Annotated in this window: 1 protein-coding gene; it reads left to right on the top strand. The window is 58.5% G+C overall.

What is annotated here, in order from left to right; all coding sequences use genetic code 11:
* Nucleotides 1–320 precede the first annotated feature (320 nt).
* Entirely contained in the window at nt 321–1,502 is a 1,182-nt protein-coding gene (locus ACOVRJ_RS16690; protein WP_422044963.1) for a hypothetical protein, read from the top strand.
* Nucleotides 1,503–1,574 lie beyond the last annotated feature (72 nt).

A 1,574-nucleotide genomic window follows, 5' to 3' on the forward strand; every position in this document is an offset into this window, starting at 1 on the left:
CGGGTTTACCCCGGGGCCTGTCAGCTTGAAAAGGGCGTTTGAATTTCCTATGCTCTGTCAGCAAGCGCTGCATTTGACGGCGAATTTATGACTGTATGAACGTACAGTCAACAGGGAGGGAAGTTTGATGCGACAAGCACATAGGCCACATCAGGCGCACCCGATTAGGACGACAGTTGCCGTGTTAGGCGACAGCGTGGTGTCGGGCATAACACGTTAGGCGTCGCAGGCTGCGTCGTCAGTAGTTGTGACGATTCGAGAAGTGCAGAACACAAGTACAAGGCTTCACTTGCATCTGAACGCGAACACTGGGGAAAGATATGAGAACGCTCATCGCGACCGCTCTACTCGTTTCCACCAACTTCATATCTGGATGCGCCTACCTGACTACCTACAACAAGGCGATCGATCTTGATGGAGCATCCGTTTCGCTTGATGTGAAACAGAGAGTGGTCTTCTCTCAGAAGAGACAGGGTGGCGCAACCGGTCGCCCAGACCGGATTGTGGTCTGCGCGGAACCAAGTCCAGACGCTTTGACCGTCCTCGCCGTCTCCGGCGGACTTGCAGTCAGCAACGGCGACAACGTAGCTAATGCGTCAGCCGGCCTGGCGGAGAGTGGCGCTTTCGTCGGACTCCGCACGCAATCCATCCAGCTCCTTCGTGATGCCATGTACAGATTGTGCGAAGGCTATGCCGCCGGAGCGGTCGGCGACACAGACTTCGCTGCGATGCAGCGCCGATATCAAAGCACAATGATGGGCCTCATCGCCATCGAGCAGTTGACACGTCCCGTGGTTGCCGGCCAGGCGTTGCTGACGTCGGCAGCTGCCGGGCAGTCCGGTGCCTCGGCGGGCGACGCTGCAGTCGATAAAGCGCAGGCACGCGTGGACGCAGCAAAGGCTGCCGCACTCACTGCGGAAACTGAGATAGACAAGGCAGCTGCTCGATTCGACAAGGCACGCGCCTCCCTTCGGGATAGTCGAGAGAATCTCGACCTTGAAACGAAGAAGAAGCCTGAAGATCAGAACGCAACGACCCTTGCCACATTGCAGGAACAAGTGACCGCTGGCACCAAGGAACTACAGGATAGTCAGCTCGCGCTCGCCGACGCGAGAAGGCGAGCGGCTTCCGCAGACGAGGAGGTTCGGTCTGCTGCAACAGCGCTAAGGTCGGCTCAGTCTCGCGTTGCTACGACCGCTTCGGCTGGCGGGCAGCTAGGCGCTCTCGCCGAGTCTGCCGCCAAATCGACTGAGCATCTCACCAAGGGGGTGGTCGACATCGTCGCAGAGATCAATGCGAGTTACACCAAAGACGCCTGCTTGGCGCTCCTAGCGGATCTAGTTAAGTCGCCCGATGCCTTGCGTGCCCTTACCTCACCCAGCCGTGATCCAAGCCCTGGCGGAGCCGGTATTGAAGTACTGTTTCGCAGCCTGACGACCTGTGAGCGCATCCTGGCCGCGGAACAAGCGCGCGTCGAGTCACTGCCCAGCAGAAAGCCGTAGTTCGGCCTGCAGAGAGCGACGCCTCTTAAGAAACACCCCTCAAGTGACTGATGCGCAAGGCGTTTTTCATGC

Origin of the sequence: Roseateles sp. (assembly GCF_049240545.1) — a bacterium.
Taxonomy (GTDB): Bacteria; Pseudomonadota; Gammaproteobacteria; order Burkholderiales; family Burkholderiaceae_C; genus Paucibacter_A.

Coding starts and splice junctions, on each gene's coding strand:
- ACOVRJ_RS16690 (WP_422044963.1), top strand. CDS start 321: ATGAGAACGCTCATCGCGACCGCTCTACTCGTTTCCACCAACTTCATA.